The sequence below is a fragment of the Bradyrhizobium sp. 521_C7_N1_3 genome (assembly GCF_052075975.1).
GTDB lineage: Bacteria > Pseudomonadota > Alphaproteobacteria > Rhizobiales > Xanthobacteraceae > Bradyrhizobium > Bradyrhizobium japonicum.
Window position 1 is genome coordinate 5247148 of record NZ_CP197232.1, and the last position, 15722, is coordinate 5262869.

General features: G+C 64.3%; 16 protein-coding genes. 7 read left to right on the forward strand and 9 right to left on the reverse strand.

The annotated features are described in order from the left end of the window. Window positions 1–76 precede the first annotated feature (76 nt). Window positions 77–1186 carry a DUF937 domain-containing protein gene (locus tag AB7008_RS24275; RefSeq protein ID WP_248883123.1) on the reverse strand — a complete coding sequence of 370 codons (1110 nt, stop codon included), beginning with the start codon at window positions 1184–1186 and terminating at the stop codon, window positions 77–79. Between the two features lie 916 nt (window positions 1187–2102). On the opposite strand from AB7008_RS24275, the gene AB7008_RS24280 reads away from it, so the two are divergent. After that, window positions 2103–2333, forward strand: a complete 231-nt coding sequence (locus AB7008_RS24280) for a DUF3551 domain-containing protein (protein ID WP_441261243.1) — start codon at window positions 2103–2105, stop codon at window positions 2331–2333. Between the two features lie 103 nt (window positions 2334–2436). Here AB7008_RS24280 and AB7008_RS24285 read toward each other — a convergent pair whose 3' ends face one another. From AB7008_RS24285 to AB7008_RS24295, 3 genes are all read right to left on the reverse strand, one after another. Next, entirely contained in the window at window positions 2437–2793 is a 357-nt protein-coding gene (locus tag AB7008_RS24285) for a PilZ domain-containing protein (RefSeq protein WP_441259656.1), read from the reverse strand. A gap of 322 nt (window positions 2794–3115) precedes the next feature. Further along, window positions 3116–3364 (reverse strand): hypothetical protein, encoded by a 249-nt coding sequence (locus AB7008_RS24290; RefSeq protein ID WP_041957907.1) that lies wholly within the window; start codon window positions 3362–3364, stop codon window positions 3116–3118. A 116-nt stretch (window positions 3365–3480) separates the two neighbouring features. Further along, on the reverse strand, window positions 3481–4440 hold the full coding sequence (locus AB7008_RS24295) for an alpha/beta hydrolase (RefSeq protein ID WP_041957909.1): 960 nt from the start codon (window positions 4438–4440) through the stop codon (window positions 3481–3483). Window positions 4441–4566: 126 nt separating this feature from the next. Here AB7008_RS24295 and AB7008_RS24300 point away from each other — a divergent pair, with 126 nt between their 5' ends. Beyond that, window positions 4567–5244: a nitroreductase gene (locus AB7008_RS24300; RefSeq protein WP_441259657.1), complete on the forward strand. Its 678-nt coding sequence runs from the start codon at window positions 4567–4569 to the stop codon at window positions 5242–5244. A 444-nt stretch (window positions 5245–5688) separates the two neighbouring features. On the opposite strand, the gene AB7008_RS24305 is transcribed toward AB7008_RS24300, so the two are convergent. Genes AB7008_RS24305 through AB7008_RS24315 form a run of 3 tightly spaced genes read right to left on the reverse strand, consistent with a single transcriptional unit; the run spans window position 5689 to window position 8284 of the window. Next, window positions 5689–6810 carry an HD-GYP domain-containing protein gene (locus AB7008_RS24305; protein ID WP_028161150.1) on the reverse strand — a complete coding sequence of 374 codons (1122 nt, stop codon included), beginning with the start codon at window positions 6808–6810 and terminating at the stop codon, window positions 5689–5691. 50 nt (window positions 6811–6860) lie between these two features. Then, window positions 6861–7193: a PilZ domain-containing protein gene (locus AB7008_RS24310; protein ID WP_028152715.1), complete on the reverse strand. Its 333-nt coding sequence runs from the start codon at window positions 7191–7193 to the stop codon at window positions 6861–6863. Further along, the gene (locus AB7008_RS24315) at window positions 7190–8284 is read right to left on the reverse strand and encodes a DUF2336 domain-containing protein (RefSeq protein ID WP_304494186.1); all 1095 of its coding nucleotides are present in this window, start codon (window positions 8282–8284) and stop codon (window positions 7190–7192) included. The genes AB7008_RS24310 and AB7008_RS24315 overlap by 4 nt, the downstream gene beginning before the upstream one ends. A gap of 301 nt (window positions 8285–8585) precedes the next feature. Here AB7008_RS24315 and AB7008_RS24320 point away from each other — a divergent pair, with 301 nt between their 5' ends. Next, complete coding sequence (locus AB7008_RS24320) at window positions 8586–9515, forward strand: AraC family transcriptional regulator (protein ID WP_028161152.1); 930 nt, start codon at window positions 8586–8588, stop codon at window positions 9513–9515. A gap of 51 nt (window positions 9516–9566) precedes the next feature. After that, window positions 9567–10157 carry an NADPH-dependent FMN reductase gene (locus AB7008_RS24325; RefSeq protein ID WP_441259658.1) on the forward strand — a complete coding sequence of 197 codons (591 nt, stop codon included), beginning with the start codon at window positions 9567–9569 and terminating at the stop codon, window positions 10155–10157. 107 nt (window positions 10158–10264) lie between these two features. On the opposite strand, the gene AB7008_RS24330 is transcribed toward AB7008_RS24325, so the two are convergent. After that, window positions 10265–12346 carry a methyl-accepting chemotaxis protein gene (locus AB7008_RS24330; protein WP_441259659.1) on the reverse strand — a complete coding sequence of 694 codons (2082 nt, stop codon included), beginning with the start codon at window positions 12344–12346 and terminating at the stop codon, window positions 10265–10267. Window positions 12347–12480: 134 nt separating this feature from the next. After that, on the reverse strand, window positions 12481–12921 hold the full coding sequence (locus AB7008_RS24335) for a DUF1810 domain-containing protein (RefSeq protein WP_304494078.1): 441 nt from the start codon (window positions 12919–12921) through the stop codon (window positions 12481–12483). 190 nt (window positions 12922–13111) lie between these two features. Here AB7008_RS24335 and AB7008_RS24340 point away from each other — a divergent pair, with 190 nt between their 5' ends. From AB7008_RS24340 to AB7008_RS24350, 3 genes are all read left to right on the forward strand, one after another. Next, window positions 13112–14116 carry a DUF2778 domain-containing protein gene (locus AB7008_RS24340; protein ID WP_441261244.1) on the forward strand — a complete coding sequence of 335 codons (1005 nt, stop codon included), beginning with the start codon at window positions 13112–13114 and terminating at the stop codon, window positions 14114–14116. Between the two features lie 64 nt (window positions 14117–14180). After that, window positions 14181–14438 carry a hypothetical protein gene (locus AB7008_RS24345; protein ID WP_014495671.1) on the forward strand — a complete coding sequence of 86 codons (258 nt, stop codon included), beginning with the start codon at window positions 14181–14183 and terminating at the stop codon, window positions 14436–14438. Window positions 14439–14615: 177 nt separating this feature from the next. Further along, window positions 14616–15707 (forward strand): TRAP transporter substrate-binding protein, encoded by a 1092-nt coding sequence (locus tag AB7008_RS24350; protein WP_014495670.1) that lies wholly within the window; start codon window positions 14616–14618, stop codon window positions 15705–15707. Window positions 15708–15722 lie beyond the last annotated feature (15 nt).

The following is a 15722-nucleotide window of genomic DNA, read 5'->3' on the forward strand; positions in this document are numbered from 1 at the left end:
CTTTCATCTTGCAGGACGGGAGGCTGCGAAACACCTCCCGTCGCTGCAGTGTGGCGAGTTCATTGCGTGGGACGTCTCAGACTTTCGCCAACTCGTCGAGCTTGGCACGAAGATTGTCGATCACGGGCTTTGCGATCGTGCCGGCCGGCGTTGCGGAGATCTTGTCGCACATCTCATTGATGGCCGGCGCCGCCGCGACGATCAGCTTGGCAAGCGCGCGTCGTCCTTCCGGAGAAAGCTTGGCCGCCCGCGCCGTGATGCCATCCAGCTGTGAGATGGCGTCGTTGATCTTCGGCAGGGCCGCCTGCGCGCTGGCTTGATCGGTGATGGTTGGCAGTTGGGCCTTCAGCGTACCAAGGGACGAATTGACCTGGTTCGCCAGATTCACCCCGTCAACGGTCAAATCCGCGGGCGCCATGCCCACGGTTCCGGCTGAGGGCCGCGTAACGTTTGTACTCTGAGCGACCGTCTGCTCGGTCGGACGCTGAAGCGCATATATTGAAAGTCCGGCAGCGATAACGAGCGCGGCGAGCCAATATGGCCATTGCGCCCGGCCGGCGGCCATGGCGGCCTGGCGCGCGCCAGTGGCGCCGGAAGCGCCGGCGATCCGGCTCCCTGTGGCGGCGGCCGTGGCCATTCCACTGCGCGCCTTGTCGATCAGGCCCGCGGCGCCGAGTTGATCACTGAGGCCCGATGGAATCGCCGCCATGATCTGATCTTTCTGCGAGCGCAGAAGCGATGCCAGTCCGTTTGCATCCATGCCGGCGTCACGCTGCTGCTTGCTGAGCATACCCAGGACCAAGGGGCCGACCAGGGCGAGTAACGACTTGCCGCCGCCATCGCCCGTTCCCGCGAATTTGCCGATCGCCTGGGCCATGGTGTCCGTGGTTCGGCCTCCAAGCAGCCCGGACAACATGCTCGAACCCAACTGAGCCAGGTCTGGGGCGCCGGCGTCGCGCAGCATATCCATGGGATTGCTGCCTTGCTGTTGGGACAGCAGTTTTGACAGTTGATTGGCGCCGGCCGGGGTTCCGACCAGATCCGACAGGCTGGCCAATATTGTTGGGATGGCCGCTGTTGCGGCCTTCTGCGCCGCGCCTCGGTCCATGCCAAGAAAGGAGGCGATCTGCGCAATGACTTCAGGGGTCAGGAGCTGTTGTGCAGCTGAAATGAGATTGACGGCCATGGCGGTCTCTCCACTACGTTGCAGGTGTGTTGATCGCCCCCTATCCCCAAATTTGATGTGACAGACGTCGATGGTTCCGAACGTCGCCTATCGCCCAAGTTGAGATTGCATTGGCCGTCCGACTCTTTGATCCAGATCAAGGGTCTCCGGTGCAGGGCAAATGCGAAGGGTCCGGCGCGAGAGATCCAGTGCGCTGCGGCCCATCAAGCGGACCTGGTTGAGAGGCATCGATGTTTCGCTGACAGGCCAAGATTGGCTATCGGCTCCGAGCACCGCAATGCCTGCTAGCGGGCATGATGACGCGCAGCGGGATTGTACCAGAAGACAATTGTCCGTCGCGCGGACATCTACGTTACTGGCAGTGCGCGGGTGGGCTGCGGTCCGCGCCTCGATGACGGTCCCGGAACCTCACACTCAACCCAAATCCGGGGCCGTCGTTTTGGATAATCCAAATTGATCAGAAGGATCGTCGACCGCGTATCGAACTTCGCCAGCTTCTTGCTCGCAAGCCCTGGATGCGGGTGCGCGGCACTGGCTTGCCCGCGCTGCGGATGTGAAGCCTCCCGCGAGAACGTTCAGCGGGGACGAGCTTGGGGATGCTCTCACCTGAATTGCGAGCAATGCGGAAAGACCAGTGATATTGCAGGATGGCGGCTGCAGGGTCTTTCCGAGCAAGGCTCAGGTCCACTTATCGGATGAGTCATGTCCGCCGGCCCGAGGGCGAGCGCAGAGGTGCCGATGTGGCCGCGACGGACTCGTTCGCCGCTTTCGTCGAGCGACGACGCAGGAGCCATGAAGCGTCGCAAAGCGTCTCCTGTCTCCACATGAGCGGCGGTCGAACCGGAGAGCTTGGATGATCCATTTGGAGGAGGCGGCGATGTGGATGCTCCGTTGGCTATTCCTGGGCAGTGCGGCGATGCTGGCGATCACCTCGGCTACAGCCCAAACTTACGATCCGAGCCACCCCGTCTGCCTTCAGAGATGGGAGTGGGGTGGCAGCACCTATTTCGAATGCGCTTATACGTCATGGGATCAGTGCCGAGCGACGACGATCGGACTTGCCGCGATGTGCGTGGAGAACCCCTATTGGCAGGGACCGCAGCCGAGGCGATCAGCCGGCCGCATACGTTCATCAACCCCGTACTGATGCGCCCGACGACAGCGGCGATGCAGCGGACACCGACCGGCGCATGGAGCCGGTACCGGAGGCGACCGGACCTATTCGATAGCATCGTGGCGCGCGCGAGCAGTCAGGCCGACACGTCCGAGCTAAAGACCGCGCCGCGGCACACGAGCCGGCGATCAAGTCGCACCACATCTGCGGGCGCGCCGGAATCGTTCGCTGGTTTTGGCGAGCGACGACGCAGGAGAAAGGAGACGCCGCAGAGCGTGCCCTTTTTCCATACGACGCGGCAGTAGAAAATTCCGGAATGGCCGTCGAACGACAACACAAACTCGTCGGCAAATATGTAGTACGGCGTAGAAATGCGGGCACCCAAGGCGTTGATATCGCGCACCAGGCACGGATGAGTCCCGTGAATTTCACCAAACGATAGCCGCGCGGCCCGGTTGATCGTTATGCGCTTCATTGCACGACGTTCGATCATGGCGAGATGCTCCCAATGAAGGACGATCGCACTCGACGAAGTCACTTTCCCGGTCCCGCCGATATCCGGAAAACGGCAATTCCCGCACGTTGATCTGTGCGGCTTGCGCTAACAAGCAGCGCTGTTGTCTTATTAAAATTGGATCGAATTGGTGGTTAATTCGAACGGCTCGACGACGACGCTACCAGAGGACGTTCGCGCTTTCGACTTGGCCCGGCCATCAGATCTGTGCCGCACGGACACACATATGTGGATGCCCGGGACAGGCCCGGGCACGACGGAGTTGCAGAGTGTCCGTGCAGCAATGACGAACCAGCAGCGATCAGGCGCCGACTTCGCACTTCTTCATGAAGCTGTTCTTGGCGGCACCGGCGAGCGGCTTGCCGTCGGCGCTGACGGCCTTGGGCGCGCAGGCGTCGGCCTTGCACTTCTTCATGAACGAGGTCTTGGCGGCGCCGGCGAGCGCCTTGCCGTCCTTGCCGACCGCCTTGCTCTCGCATGTGTCCTCCGCGAAGGCCGAGCCTGCCGCAAAGGTGGCGACGATCGCTGCGAGAAAAATCCGCTTCATCATGGGTGTCTCCCTAGGACAAAATTACCGAGCGGATTGGAGCCGCGAATCGTGGCGCAATCAAGCAGGATCAATGCGCGCCACGACCGATGTCGCGGATTTTTCCATTCATCTGCGGTTCAGATTCCGCGCGCGAGCAGTGTCTTGAAATCGGCCCGTGCGCGCTGCGCCTCGGCCTTCGCGGCCGCGGAAGCATCGCCAAGGCCGAAATAGCCGTGGATCAGGCCGGGGCCCTCATGGTGCTTGACGCGGACGCCGGCGGCCTCCAGCGCCCGTACATAGGCCGCGCCCTCGTCGCGTAACGGATCGAACCAGGCGGTGGCCACGATGGCCGGCGCGAGGCCGGCGAGCTCCGCGCGCAGCGGCGAGGCTCGCCAGTCGGTGGCGTGAGCGGGATCGGCCAGGTAGTGGCCGCAAAACCATTCCATCACGGCGCGGGAGAGGAAGTAGCCCTCGGCATTCTCGGCACGCGACGCAAAGCGCGCGTTCTCCCGCGCGTCGGCGTAGTGGCCGACGACGTCGGTCACGGGATAGACCAGCAGTTGCGCCGCGAGCGTGACACCGGCGTCGCGGCAGGCGATCGCGGTGGCGGCTGCGAGATTGCCGCCGGCGCTGTCGCCGGCAACGCCGAGACGCTTTGCATCGCCACCAAATTCCGCGACGCGGTTGAAGATGTCACTTGTGGCGGCGAACGCGTCCTCGAAGGCGCCGGGAAAGCGCGTTTCCGGCGGGCGCCGATAATCGACGGAGACGACGACCGCGCCGGTTTCGATCGCGAGATTGCGCGCCTGCCGGTCGTGGGTTTCGAGATCGCCCGCGACCCAGCCGCCGCCGTGGAAGAAGACCACGGTTGGCGCAGGATTGGGCCCGACGCGATAGACACGTGCATCGAGCGGCCCGGCGCCGCCTTTCACCTTGATATCCTGCACAGTGTCGACGGGTGGCGGCGGCACCTCTGCGCGCGAGGCAGCCAGTGCGCGCAAGGCGTCGCGCGCGCTCTGTGGCGTCATCGTGGTGGGATCGCGCAGCGGCAGCAGCGGAATGATCTGGGCGATGACGGGATCGAGCGGTGCGGGCATTTGCTGAGTCCTCGCTGGGTTCTTGGTCTTGCTTGCGGGGTAGCATAGATTTGGCGTACCGCATCGGCAACCGGTTACGCGTTACAATTGCAATGCCGCGGAATGAATGGTCGGGGAGGTCAAGAGTTGGAATTCGAAACGCTGGTCCAGTCGCGCCGCAGCGTGCGCGGTTTCAAGCAGCAGCCGGTGCCGCGCGCGGTGATCGAGGCGATCATCGAGAGCGCCAAGCGCGCGCCGTCGTCGATGAACACCCAGCCCTGGCATGTCCACGTGCTCACAGGCGACCCTCTGGAAGAGGTGCGCCGCCGCAACATGGAGGAGATGGTCGGCGGCGCCAAGGTCAAGCGCGACATCATCAGCCACAGCGAATACCAGGGCATTCATCGCACCCGGCAGGTCGACATCGCCAAGAAGCTGTTCGGCGCGATGGGGATCGCGCGCGACGACAAGCCGATGCGGCAGGACTGGGTGCTGCGCGGCTTCCGCCAGTTCGACGCGCCGGTCTCGCTGGTGCTGACCTATGACCGCGTGCTGGATCCCGGCGCGGTCTGCCATTTCGATCTCGGCGCGCTCTGTTACGGCATCGTGCTCGCGGCCTGGGACCGCGGTCTCGGTTCAGTGATCAACGGGCAGGGCATCATGCGCTCCGACATCGTGCGCGAGGTCGCGAAGATTCCGGAAGACGAGGTCATCATGACCTGTGTCGCGATGGGGTATCCCGACGACAGCTTCGCCGCCAACGCCGTTCGTTCCGATCGCGAGGGCAACGACGATTTCGTGCGTTATGTCGGCTTTGCCGACTAGCGCGCGAAGTCGCTGATGCGCACAGCCGGCTGATGTTGCGAACGCGGAGAGCTGGCTGAGGCGGCGGAAAGGAGATTATTCTCTCGTAGAAATTTTTGGTGCCGAGCCGTTGGTGGCCTCTTGCAATCTCGATCGCGCGGGAGGAACAATACGCGCAGTGAAAGGTTTGTTGCTGGCGCGAGGGAATCGACATGCGGCGGCTCGCTAGCCTGGTTCGACGGTTCTTCGGTCCGCGACCGCGGTATCCGATCGATGATGATCCAAATCTTCCCTTCACACCCGATGAGCTCGGCAAGCTGATCCGGAGTGGCAGACGCGAGGACATGAAGCTGCTTGCGGATGGACTGGCCTCCCGGTCGATTCCGCACCGCGCCAAATACCGGGCCACGCACTAAGCGCGGTTCATGACGAGGTCCTCGCTGCGGGATCGCTCCGCCCACGCGGTCATCGCGTGAGCGCAACCTCCTTGAACGAGGTTACGAGGGCCTTCTCCAGCTTTCCGGTCATCCCGCAAAGAATGTTGTAGGCCTCGGTGCGCGGCATCGTCGGCTTGTAGTGCCGGTGTTCGATCAGCGCTGCGAAGATGTCCGAGATCGTCAGAATGCGGACGATGTCGTTGATGCTCTCGCCGCACAGCGCGTCGGGATAACCGCTTCCGTCGAGATATTCGTGATGATGCCGCACGGCGTCGAGAATCTCGGGCGAGATTTTCTCGTGATCCTTCAGGAACTCGTAACCCGCCGCCGGATGCTTCTCGATCATGGCGCGTTCGTCGGAGTCGAGGCGGCCGGGCTTGTCGAGGATCGCAAGCGGAATCTGCGCCTTGCCGATGTCGTGGAACATGGCTGCGGAATACAGCCGCTCGAGATCGGTTCGCCCGACGCCGAGGCTCAGTCCGAAGTCGATCGCCACGCCCGTCACGAGCAGGCAGTGCTGGTAGGTTCCCTCATGGTGACGCCGCACCGTGGCAAGCCATTCGGACAGGCCGTGCTCGGTGATGCGGTCGGCGATCCTGCGGCCCGCTTCCTTCGTGCCGTCGACGTCGAGGGGCTCGCCGAGCGTGACGGCCGTGAACATCGAAGCGATGGCGGTCGCCGCGGTTTCGACGGCGTCGTCCGGTTGCGGTGCGTCACCCGAGGCGGCAGAGGTCGGCTCGGCCGGATCAGCCAGCGCTGCCAGCAGCTTGCTCTTGTTGAGAGCCCCGGGAAGAACGAGGGTGGCGCCGAGTGCGTAGGCCTGCGAGATGCCGACGTGAGACGAGTGCTCGACGAGGAAGATGCGCTTCGTGGCTTTCGCCAGCTTGCCGGCGCGCTTCTTGATGGCCGCGATGGTGCCGACGTCACGCAGCTCCGCGCGAACCACGACCGCGAATGGCACTTGTGACAGCCTGGCTTCCGCATCAAGTCGTTCGCCGGCGACGGTAAATTGCCGTTCGAGGGCCGAGCAGACGCCCGCCAGCTTGTCGGACGAATCGGCCAGCACATGCACAAACGGGCGAACCGCTTCCGTCGTTCGGATGCCGCCGTCGTTTTTGGCGGGGCTGGATATGGTTCGGGCACTCTGCACGGCGGACCGGGACTATGATGGAATTGAATGAGCTCGATGAATTCTGGAGCCTATTTGCTCGGCGTGGAGTTTGGCGCGGCAGCCGCCTTTGCGCTCGCCGGCTTCTTCTTGCCGTCTGCGGTGATGAAGTGCACGCCGGCCATGGTGCCGTCGATCCACACCAGTTCGCACCGCCGGTAGGCAAGACCCGTCGATGACAGCAGCATGAAGAATTCCTTGGCCTGGAGCACATCGAGCGTCCCTTCGACCTCGATCTTGGCGCCACTTTGCGACACGTCGAGCAGGAAGCAACTGCGTCGCCAGGTGCCGTCGGAGCCCATCAGATTGACAGCCTGCTTGTGATCCATCCGTACGCGAAGCGCCTTTCGACCGTCGAACCTCATCGGTTAACCCCCATTTTTGTGCCGCGATGTCCCGGATCGCTTGGGTTGGCACTCGCTGCAATTTCCCCCCAGCGCACTGTCCATTGGCTGGTCGACAAGAGAAGCGTTTCGAAAATCTGCTGCGCCCGTTCGCGTTCGACGAAGGACAGCCGTGCGCCGCTGCGGTTGCTCAGGATTGCGAGCGTGGTGGCCCAGTTCAGCCGCGCCGCGCGGCAGGCCATGACGAGGCCCTCGCAATCGTCATCGGTCATGACGTGCTCCACGATCTCGATCGGAGCGCCCGAGAGCACCGACAGCGCCGTGAACAGATTGGCCGTCTCGCCGCGGATCGTGAAGCGGTTGACGGTGGAATCGTTGAGCTTGCCGACGCGGCTGAGGGCGACGATCTCCGGCCTCGCGCTCGCATAGTCGGCCGGGCAGGGCAGCTTGGGCGGAACCGGCGCGGCGTGTTGTGCGGGCGGAACGGTGGATGCGTTGGCCTTGGCCGGCGCCTTCGGGGAGAGCAGCTTCCGGACGACCAAGTCGGGCGTGCCGGGCCGCAGCACCAGCGCCTTGGCAATCTCGCCGTCCGGATCGGCCCTGGCGATCAGCGCGGCGTAAGCTGCCTCGGAGAATTGGGTTCCAGGGTTCTTGATCAGCGCGAGGCAGATCGGGCCACCGCGTTTGATCAGCGCCTCGGTGACTTCAGGCTCGATCGAGTTGCGGGCGGCGATCGCGCGCTGATGCCGCTCGCCGCACGAGCCCGCGATCGTCGCGAGATCGGTGGCGGAGACCACCTGCGATTTGAGGAGGACAGGACAGGCCACGTCTGGGTCGTCGTGCGAGGCAAGGCGCTGCAATGTCTCGGGCGGGGCCACCTTGAGCTCGGCAAGCGCGGTGCTGAGTTGGACGAGCGCACTGGCCTCGACGCGTTCCGTCAAGCGTAGCAGAACGCCGTCAACCACACGGGCGAGCAATTCCTGAGGCCGGTCGCGGTGACCTGTTAGCAACTGCACAATGCCCGAGAGGATGCGTGCACAGCGGTCCGGCGGGCACGCAGCGACCGCCTGTTCCAGCTCGACCAGAATATCAGCAGGCAAATTTGCCATCATGGCAGGGGCCTGACTCAAAAAATCGCGACTATCCAATGATCTTCATTGCGCCTGACAGGCGTTAATTTGAAATTTAGAGCTTGATCAAAGGGGTATCTGTGCACCGCTGGCAGTGCTGGAAACGCTATCGAAATTCGGCGAGACCCGATGCGGCGACTTGTCCTTTGAACGGGACCCTCGCCAACTGAACGAGACGAGCTAGGATGATTCTTTCGGTCGAACGGGACAACCGAAAGGGGGAAACTCGGACCGGCATCGCCGCCGGACGCGCGTTGGTTACAACGCGACGTTTCACATTGCCATGAACGATATTGCGCCCAAGGTATTTCGCTTCTCCGACGTCGATGAATTTCGAAATGCCATACGAGGCCTGAATTTCGAGTTCACGCCCTTCGTACGGAGGATTTCGGCCGAGCAGACCATTCTGTCGCTGCCCGGTTGCGACGTGAATTTCACGCGGGCGTTTCCCCGCGTCGTCGACGCACAGCTCGTCGAGAATTGCACCGCCATCGGATTCACGATGGATGAGCTCAACGTGCCCATCCGCTTCAACGGCTCACAGCGGGCACGACCCGTCATCGTCATCGGCAGCGGCGGCGCCGCCTACACCACCATCGAGGAGGTGGAGAGGCAAATTGCCTCGGTGGTGTTCAGGCCGGAGGTGACGGATCGTGGCTGGCCGCACGCGACATCCAGCTTCAAGATATTTGAGACGACGGCCGCGAGCCTGAACCGACTGCGCAGCCTGGTCCGGGAGGTGCTGGCTGCCGCGTCGGAGCCGATCGGTGCCGCGGACGTGCCGCTGAAGGCTGCAGCCATGAAGGAGTCCCTGCTGGGCGCCGTCGACGACGCGTTCGAAAGCGTCGTTCCCGCGCGATGGACCCTGCGTCCCAATGACGAACGCAACTTCAGGATCTTCCGGGAGATCCGCGCGCTTCTGTCCGACGACCTCTCGCAACCGATCTACAGCGAGGAGATCGCGCGCAAGCTCAACCTGTCCGTTCGCACCCTGCACGACGTCGTCCGCCGCTATCGCGGCATGAGCCTGCATCGCTATTTGCGCCTGCGCCGTTTGTGGCTGGTGCGCCAGCGCCTGCTCGCCGGTGCCGACAGCGTCAAGGCCGTCGCACTGGCGTTCGGCTTCTGGCATCTCAGCGACTTCTCCAGAAGCTATCGCGACCAGTTCGGCGAGACGCCGTCGCAAACGCTCGAGCTCGGACGGCAACGGTAGCGCGGCAAATCGGTTGAGGCCGTACCGCTGTTTCGTGCTAGCGTGCCGGCCATGAGCAATCGCATCCTCGTCCTCTACGGCTCCTACCGTTCCGACCGCATGGGCGTCCGCCTCGCGAATTTCGTCATCGACCGCCTGCGCCAGCGCGGCGAGGAGGTCGAGTTCATCGACGCCAAGGCGATCGGCCTGCCGATGCTCGATCGCATGTACAAGGAATATCCCAAGGGGACGGCACCCGAGGCGCTCGAGAAGCTGGCGGGGCAGATCCGCGGTGCCGACGGGTTTGTCTTCGTCACCGGCGAATACAATTGGGGCATCCAGCCCGGCCTGAAGAACCTCACCGATCACTTCCTGGAAGAGTGGTTCTGGCGCCCGGCCGCGATCGTGAGCTATTCGGCCGGCCGACTGTCCGGAGCACGCGCCTCGACCGCCTGGCATGGCACGCTGTCGGAGATGGGCATGGTCGTGGTGTCGAGCACCATCGGCGTCGGACCGATCGCGCAGACGCTGTCGGCCGAGAACGAGCCGATCGGCGAGGGCGGCAAGGCACTGGAGCGCTTGTTCCCGCGCTTTGCCGATGACCTGCTGTGGTGGATCGAGGCCGCCAAGGCGCAGCGGACGCGCAAGGCGCCGCCTTATTGACGTCCCGTAGTCCGGATGGAGCGCAGCGAAATCCGGGGCCGCTTCATCCGCGGCGCGCGAATCCCGGATTACGCTTCGCTCCATCCGGGCTACGAATCCGACTGTAGTTACGCCGCCCTGACCTCGCCGAGGAAGCGGTCGAACTGGCCGGCGAGATCGCGCGACTGGGTCGAGAGCTGCTCGGCCGCGCCCAGCACTTCCCTCGCGGCCGCACCGGTGTCGTCGGCGGCGCGCTGCACGCCCGATATGTTGCTGTTGACCTCCTGGGTGCCACGCGCGGCCTCCTGCACGCTGCGGGAGATCTCCCTGGTTGCCGAGCCCTGTTCTTCGATCGCTGCCGCAATCGCGGTGCCGATCTGGTCGATCTCGGCGATGACGTCGGCGACGTTGCGGATCGCGTTCACGGTCTCGTCGCTTGCGGACTGGATCGCGGTGATCTGCTCGGAGATTTCGGTGGTGGCCTTGGCGGTCTGGCCCGCCAGCGATTTCACTTCGGATGCGACGACCGCAAAGCCGCGGCCGGCGTCGCCGGCGCGGGCGGCTTCGATGGTCGCGTTGAGCGCCAGCAGATTGGTCTGCTCGGCAATGCTCTGGATCAGCGTGACGACGTCGCCGATCTTCTGGGCGCCCTCGGCGAGCGCGCGCGCGGTGTCGCCGGTGCGGCGGGCGTTGTCGACGGCGCGGGCCGCGATCTCGGTGCTTTGGGCCACCTGACGGCCGATCTCGGAGATCGAGGAGGTCAGCTCTTCGGTCGCGCTCGCGACCGTCTGCACGTTGGTCGAGGTCTGCTGCGAGGCGGCGGCGACGACCGCGGCCTGGCTGTTGGTCTGGGCCGCCGTCGAGGTCATCGACTGCGCGGTGCTTTCCATCGTGGAGGAGGCGCGGGAGAGGCCGCCGACGAGCTCGGTGACCTTGGCCTCGAATGCGCGGGTGAGGCCGTCGAGCGCCTGGGCACGGCGCATCTTGCTGTCGTTCTCGGCCTGCTTCTCCGCCGCGAGCCGGTCAGCGCGGATCATGTTGTCCTTGAACACCTGGACGGCGGCGGCCATCGCCCCGATCTCGTCGGAGCGCTCGGCGCCGGGGATCTCGTCCGCAACGTCGCCGTCGGCAAGGCGCGACATCCGCGTCGTCAGGCTGACGATCGGGGCGCAGACGCGGCGGCGGACCATCACGATGAGACCGGCGCTGGCGATCAGCACGGCGAGGAGGCCGACAAGGGCGATGGTGAAGCTGGTGCGTGCGGCGGAGGAGGCGCCGGCGAGAATCTGCTCGGCGTTGTCGTAGAAGGCGTCGCGGACGTCGATGATGGTGCTGAGGCCGCGCTGCGTGGCGGCGTAATAGGTGTCGACGTCGTGTTCGTACTTGCCGCTGACCGCACCGTCCTTCACGAGCTTGAGCTCGCGGCCGAACTCCTCGATGTAGATCGAGTTGAACTTCTCGAGCGCCGCGGCAACGTTCGCCGGCGTTGCCGGATTGCCGCGCAGCTCCTGCAGCGTCATCACGATCTGGTCGTTGCGGCCCTGCGAGCGGCTGATGTCGGCCTTCTCCGCGTCGGTCGCCGGTTTCTTGCCCCCGACGAGATTCTTGTGCAGGCTGGAGTTGAAGCCGCCGACGTCACGCAGCGTCATCGCGACGTTGGCGTAGCTGGCCTGGCGGTAGGCGTCCCCGTTGAGGATCGCCATGCGGCGGACCTGCTCGTTGAGCAGGGCGGTCACACTGGCGTTGAGTACGGCGTTGTCGCCGACGATCTTCTTGGCCGCGTCCTTGCGGGCATCCGCCGGTCCCGCCATCGCCTTGTCGATGGCCTCGCGCAGCGCCGTGAATTTCGAATTGATGCCGTCGATGTTGCCGCCGAGGGTATTGCCGTCGTCGAACGGGCCGGGCAGCTCCTTGCGCAGCGCGTTCATCCTGTCGCGGGCGCCGTCGGTCTGCTTGCGCAGCTTGTCATGCTCGGCGAGCTGCGCCGGGTCGAAGGTCGCTGGCCCGTAAAGGATGTTGGTGGCAAAGCCGCGCTCGGGGTTGAGGTAGCGCGGGATGTCGCTGGCGGCGCGGACGATCGCGAGCCGTCCCTGCGCTTCGGCGATCCTGTCCATCGTCTGGTACTTCGTCACGGCGACGTAGACGGCGAGGCCGCCGCCGACGGTCGAGAGCGAGACGATGGCGGTGGTCAGGAGCGTACCGATTTTCATGATCTGTCCGGCAATTGGCGCGGGGAAGAAAATTATTCTGCGCAAACGATAGGCAGCCGGTCTTAATCCGGAGTTTACGCTGCCGGCCGCCATGCTCGGTCTGCATGCATCCATTCGTCTAGGCGTAGGTCGTGCTAGCGCGCCGGCCGATCGAGCCTGGCGAGGATTTCCAGCGTCGCGCCATCGCGCTCGCCTGCGAAATATCGGGCGAGCGCCTGGTCGAAGACGGTTTCGTCGGAGACTGCGCCGAACAACGTCATCGACGAGCGGAATTTAGAATCATCGGGCGCGCCGAGGATCGCGTTGATGGTTCGTCCCTCGACGGCAAGCACGAGCGTGGTGCATTCAATGAGTCGCGCACCGAGCACGGGGTGGGCAAGGTAGGCTCTGGCCTCCGCGCGCGAGCCGATGGCGTAGCGCTGCGACATGGCGCTGAAGCCGAGGCCGGCGATCTGCGGGAAGACGAACCACATCCAGTGAGTCTGTTTCCGGCCCCGGGCCAGCTCCCCCTGGACGTCGCGAAAAACCGGGTCCTGGGCCCTGACAAAGCGCTCTAGATCGAAAGGATCGGTCATTTGATACCTCAAGGGGGGCTTGCCGGCCGCGATTATGCCTAACTTTTGGCTCCCAATGCGATAGCTGGTATAGAGTCTCCGGACGGGGGTTGGGCCCTCCGGGGGTCGATTTGGGGATCTGATGGTTTCCGACCGCGCAAGCGCCGAAAGGCTGTTGTCGCGCCGCCGTATTGGGCGAGCCGAGACGATACTGCTGTCTTTGGCAGCCGTCGCGCTGGCACTGGGAGCTGCCGCCTGGGTCGCGGACGTGGGCGATTCGACGCCGCTGGTCACCGCCTCACTGCCTCCGGCCACCTCACTGCCTCCGGCCGCCTCACTGCCTCCGGCCGCCTCACTGCCTCCGGCCAATGGCCCTTCGTTTGACGACCGTTTCGCTTCGGTATCCAGCAGCCCGCCCGCCCGTGACTTCGGCCTGCTGACGCTGGAGCGCTCCGCGGTGAGCGCGGTCCAGCTCAAGCTGCGCGACGCCAAGGCGATGCTGGCCCAAAAACTCCAGGGCGACGAATGGCGCTCGACCCTGACCGATGACGACCGGCACGTGGTTGACGAGACCAGGCCGTCGCAGCGCGCCGACGTCATCCCGGTGCCGCGCTCGCGCCCGGCCCAGGCGGACCTCGCGTCCCAGATTGCCTCGAGCCAAGCCTATGCCGAGACCAATCCCCGGGTCGACAACCGCAGTTTCTTCGAGAAGTTTACAGCCAAGATCAAGCTGGCGTCCCTGACGCCCGACAGCGGCCTGTTCGCCAAGGCGCCGGACCTCGCCGCCCTCGGCTACGATTCGCGCACGGCGGTCTATGACATCAGGGCCAAGGCGCTTTACCTGCCGAGCGGCGTCGCCCTGGAAGCGCATTCGGGCATGGGCGCGCTGATGGACGACCCCGATCATGTCGACCAGCGCATGGTCGGCGCGACCCCGCCGGCGACCTACGATCTGAAGCCGCGTGAAAAGCTGTTCCACGGCATCCGCGCGCTGCGCCTGACGCCGACGGAGGGCACCAGCGCGCTTGGCCGCGTCGGGCTTCTCACCCACAGCTACATGCTCGGACCACGCGGCGACTCCAACGGCTGCGTCTCGATCAAGGACTATGATCGTTTCCTCAAGGCCTGGGACAATGGCGAGTTCAACCGCCTGGTCGTGGTGCCGAGCCTGAGTGGATCGGCGATAGCCGCGCAACGCGCCAGCACCGACTCCTGATATTTGCCGAACGGCGGGGCTGCCGTTTTCCCTTCCTTAAGCCGTGATCGTCCAGAAGCAGCCCATGAGTGATCCCCAGAGTTCCGAGACCCCGCTGCGTACGACGTTCAAGATCAAGCTGAATGGCGACACGCTGGCGATTGCGACCGTCGGCCAGGCCTATCAATTCCTCACCAACTTCAAATCGGTCGAGTGGATGGAATTCCGCTCTCTCCATGAAGAGGCGGTCGCGGCGCTCGAAGGCGCCGCCGACAACGCCATGCTCGCGGTGCAGGCGACCAACGCCGTGCGCGCGCTGTTCGTGAGCGCGAAGCTGCTCTGAGCGGCCTTTCAACGCGCTCTCGTCGCCCGGATTGCGCTGCGCTCCATCCGGGCTAGGGACGCCGGCAGGCCTTCCGCTCCCAGCTTGAACTCCGCTATAGGAACGGGCAAACGGTCCGCGAAGACCGTGGCCGGACGCCGATATGTTTGAAACTTACTTCCAGGGAGAGACCCCAACATGAAACGCCGTACATTCCTCAAGGGCGGCGCAGTCGCCGGCGCGACGACGCTGGTTGCTGCACCTGCGATTGCGCAAGGTGCGCCGGAGATCAAATGGCGCCTGACCTCGAGCTTCCCGAAGTCGCTCGACACCATCTACGGCACGGCGCAGACCTTTGCGAAATACGTTGCGGAAGCCACCGACAACAAATTCCAGATCCAGACCTTCGCGGCCGGCGAGCTCGTCCCCGGCCTCCAGGCGCTCGATGCCGTCAGCGTCGCATCCGTCGAGATGGCGCAGACGCCGCTGTATTTCTACATCGGCAAGGAGCCGGCGCTGGCCTACGCCACCGGCGCGCCGTTCGGCATGAACCACCGCCACCAGGAATCCTGGTGGTATTTCGGCGGCGGCGCCGATCTCACCAACGAGGCGCTGAAACCTTTCAAGACGCACGCCATCCTCTGCGGCAATTCCGGCACCCAGATGGGCGGCTGGTTCCGCAAGGAGATCAAGACCGTCGACGATCTCAAGGGCCTCAAATTCCGCATCGCCGGCATGGGCGGCCATGTGCTGGCCAGGCTCGGCATCGTGCCGCAGCAGCTCGCCGGCGGCGACGTCTATGCGGCGCTGGAGAAGGGCTCGATCGACGCCGCTGAATTCGTCGGCCCCTATGACGACGAGAAACTCGGTTTCCAGAAGGTCGCCAAGTACTATTACTTCCCCGGCTGGTGGGAGGGCGGCGCGATGCTGCACATGATCGTCAATGACGAGAAGTGGGCGAGCTTGCCGAAGCAGTACCAGGCGATCGTCAATCAGGCTGCCTCGGCGGCCGGTGCCTGGATGCTGGAGAAATACGACAGCGTGAATCCGGCGGCGCTGAAGCGGCTGATCGCCAACGGCGCGGAGCTGAAGGCGTTCCCGCAGCCGGTGATGGAAGCCTGCTACAACGCGACCCAGGAGCATCTGAACGAGCTCGCCGCCAAGAGCGACCTGTTCAAGCGCACCAAGGAAAGCCACGACGCCTACATGAAGGAGCTGCTGTTCTACACGCAGATCGCGGAAAACTTCTACGACAACTATCTGCTCAGCAAGATGCGCAACAAGACCTGAGTGCTTGTAGGGTGG

Excerpts from the sequence above, each read along its gene's own strand:
- AB7008_RS24275 (WP_248883123.1), bottom strand. The coding sequence starts at position 1,186 with ATGGCCGTCAATCTCATTTCAGCTGCACAACAGCTCCTGACCCCTGAA.
- AB7008_RS24280 (WP_441261243.1), top strand. The coding sequence starts at position 2,103 with ATGCTGGCGATCACCTCGGCTACAGCCCAAACTTACGATCCGAGCCAC.
- AB7008_RS24285 (WP_441259656.1), bottom strand. The coding sequence starts at position 2,793 with ATGATCGAACGTCGTGCAATGAAGCGCATAACGATCAACCGGGCCGCG.
- AB7008_RS24290 (WP_041957907.1), bottom strand. The coding sequence starts at position 3,364 with ATGATGAAGCGGATTTTTCTCGCAGCGATCGTCGCCACCTTTGCGGCA.
- AB7008_RS24295 (WP_041957909.1), bottom strand. The coding sequence starts at position 4,440 with ATGCCCGCACCGCTCGATCCCGTCATCGCCCAGATCATTCCGCTGCTG.
- AB7008_RS24310 (WP_028152715.1), bottom strand. The coding sequence starts at position 7,193 with ATGAGGTTCGACGGTCGAAAGGCGCTTCGCGTACGGATGGATCACAAG.
- AB7008_RS24315 (WP_304494186.1), bottom strand. The coding sequence starts at position 8,284 with ATGATGGCAAATTTGCCTGCTGATATTCTGGTCGAGCTGGAACAGGCG.
- AB7008_RS24320 (WP_028161152.1), top strand. The coding sequence starts at position 8,586 with ATGAACGATATTGCGCCCAAGGTATTTCGCTTCTCCGACGTCGATGAA.
- AB7008_RS24325 (WP_441259658.1), top strand. The coding sequence starts at position 9,567 with ATGAGCAATCGCATCCTCGTCCTCTACGGCTCCTACCGTTCCGACCGC.
- AB7008_RS24330 (WP_441259659.1), bottom strand. The coding sequence starts at position 12,346 with ATGAAAATCGGTACGCTCCTGACCACCGCCATCGTCTCGCTCTCGACC.
- AB7008_RS24335 (WP_304494078.1), bottom strand. The coding sequence starts at position 12,921 with ATGACCGATCCTTTCGATCTAGAGCGCTTTGTCAGGGCCCAGGACCCG.
- AB7008_RS24345 (WP_014495671.1), top strand. The coding sequence starts at position 14,181 with ATGAGTGATCCCCAGAGTTCCGAGACCCCGCTGCGTACGACGTTCAAG.
- AB7008_RS24350 (WP_014495670.1), top strand. The coding sequence starts at position 14,616 with ATGAAACGCCGTACATTCCTCAAGGGCGGCGCAGTCGCCGGCGCGACG.